2 protein-coding genes are annotated in these 2,531 nt (G+C 71.6%); both read left to right on the top strand.

All coding sequences use genetic code 11. From position 1 onward, the window contains the following. On the top strand, positions 1-1,507 hold a 1,507-nt coding region (locus D180_RS15715; protein ID WP_017913550.1), incomplete at its 5' end, for a tetratricopeptide repeat protein. A 47-nt stretch (positions 1,508-1,554) separates the two neighbouring features. After that, on the top strand, positions 1,555-2,531 hold a 977-nt coding region (locus D180_RS15710), incomplete at its 3' end, for a BatD family protein (RefSeq protein ID WP_232760530.1).

Below are 2,531 nucleotides of genomic sequence, written 5' to 3'. Positions count from 1 at the left end.
GCCGCCGTCGCGGCTGCTGCAGGCGCGGGCCAAGCTGGCGCGGCTGCTGCACGAGCGCGCCGGCGGCGAAGTGGCGCTGGTGGCCTACGCTGGCGAGCCGTACACGGTGGCGCCGCTGACCGACGATGCGGCGAACGTGGGCCTGTTCCTCGACGCGCTGTCGCCGCAGGTGATGCCGGTGGCGGGGCAGCGCACCGACCTGGCGATCGATTGGGCGGCGCAGTTGCTGCGCCAGGCCGGCTTCTCCCGCGGCGACATCCTGGTGCTCAGCGACCAGGCCGACGCGCAGGCGCAGCAGGCCGCGGCGCGCGCGGCCAGGCAGGGCTATCACGTGTCCGCGCTTGGGCTGGGCACGGCGCAGGGCGCGGCCTACCGCGACGACCAGGGTCGGCTGTCGCACGCGCAATTGGATGCGGGCGCGCTGCGCGCGCTGGCGGAAGCGGGCGCGGGCCGCTACGCGGCGTTGACGCCAGACGATACGGATCTGCGCGCGCTGGGCGTGCTGCGGCCGCAGGAAGCGAACGCCACGGCGGCCGACGAAAGCCATGGCCGCGTGTGGCTCGATCAAGGCTATTGGTTGCTGCCGCCGCTGATGCTGCTGGCCTTGCTCGCGTTCCGCCGTCGCGGTGGCGCCGCGGTGCTGCTGCTGGTGTTGGCGCCGCTGGCGATGCCGCTACCGGTGCATGCGCAGGCTCAGGCGCCAGCGCCAGCACAGACGCCGACACTCGGTCCTGTCGCAGGCGGGTGGTGGGAACGTGCCGACCAGGTCCGCCAGCAACGGCTCGATGCAGGCGTGCAGGCCTACCGCAAGGGCGATTTCGCCGCCGCGCAACAGCAGTTCGAAGGCATCGACAGCGACGCCGGCTGGTACAACCTCGGCAATGCGCTGGCACGGCAGGGCCGCTACGACGAGGCGATCGACGCCTACGACAAGGCGCTGAAACTGCATCCGCGCATGGCCGATGCGATCGCCAACCGCGCCGCGGTGGAGGCCGCGCGCAAGCGCCAGTCGTCGCAGGATTCCAAGTCCGGCCAGCAGGGCAAGGACGGCAAGCAGCAGAAGAGCGGGCAGTCGCAGAACGGCCAGCAACAGAACGGTCAACAGCAAAACGGTCAACAGCAGGCGGGTCAGCAGCAGAACGGCGCCCAGCAGAACCCGCAGCAGAAGAACCAGCAGCAAAACGGCCAGCAGCGCGACGGCCAGCAGGGACGCGATGGCGCCAAGGACGCGCAACAGGCGCCGCCGAAGCCGGGCGATGCACAGGCGCAACAGCAGGCCGATGCGGCGCAGCGCCAGCAGATGCAGCAGGCGATGGCACAGCAGGGTGGCACCGACAAACAGGCCGCCGAGCGCGCCGCTGCCGCCGCGAACGCGACGCCGCAGCAACGCGAGCAGCGCCAGGCGGTCGAGGCGTGGCTACGGCGGGTGCCGGACGATCCGGGCAATCTGCTGCGCGCCAAATTCAGGCTGGAACACGAACGCAGGCAGCGGGAACAAGAGCCATGATCCACTTCAAGCGACTCGGCCAGGGGGCCCGCGCCTGCGCGGTGCTGATGGTGTTGGCCGCGCTTCTGCTGGCGCTGCCGGCGGCTGCCGCCACGCGCGCGTGGCTGGATCGCGACAACGTCGGCGCCGGCGAGGGCGTGACCCTCAACATCGAGACCGACCAGGCGGCGGCCACGCCGGACTACGCGCCGCTGCGCGCGGATTTCGCGCTCAGCAACGAGGTCAAGAGCCGGCAGATGCAGATCGTCAACGGCGCGGTCTCGTCGAAGTCCTTGTTCGGGGTGATGCTGACGCCGCGCAGCACCGGCACGCTGGAGATTCCGTCGCTGCAGGTCGGCAACGAACGCACCGCGCCCTTGCGGCTGGAGGTGGCCGCGGCCAGCGCCGCGGTGCCGGCCACCGCCAATGCCGATGTGCCCGCGCAGGTGGGCAATGCCGACGTCTTCGTGCAGACCGTCGTCGACGACGCGCGGCCCTACGTGCAGCAGAGCGTGGGCGTGGTGGTGCGGCTGTATCTCGGTGTGCCGTTGAGTTCGGGCGAACTGGACCTGGACGCGCCGGCCGGCGCGTCGCTGCAGCGCGTCGGCGACGACATCCAGAACCGCCGTCAGATCGACGGGCGCATGTACACGGTGGTCGAGCGGCACTACCTGCTGGTGCCCGAGCGCAGCGGCTCGCTGCTGTTGCCGGGCGCGCGTTTCAGCGGCCGTGGCCCCACCGGCTTCTTCGACGACTACTTCGGCCGCGGCGGCGAACTCAATGCGCGCGGTACCGCGCAGACCCTGCAGGTGCGCGCGCAGCCGGCCAATGCGCCGCAGCCGTGGCTGCCGCTGCACGAACTGCGCCTGCGCTACACCGCCACGCCGCAGCGTGCCAAGGCCGGCGAGGCTGCCGACATCGTGGTCGAGGCCACGGCACGCGGCGCGACCCAGGCGCAGTTTCCCGAACTGCCCACGCCCAGTGTCGATGGCGCGCAGGTGTTCGCCGAGCCGCCGCAGGTGCAGGAACGCTTCGTCGATGGCGG

Source organism: Xanthomonas sp. SHU 166 (assembly GCF_000364685.1).
Classification (GTDB): Bacteria; Pseudomonadota; Gammaproteobacteria; order Xanthomonadales; family Xanthomonadaceae; genus Xanthomonas_A; species Xanthomonas_A sontii.
Note: the sequence above shows the minus strand (reverse complement) of the source record. Positions and strands in the feature narration are given on the sequence as shown.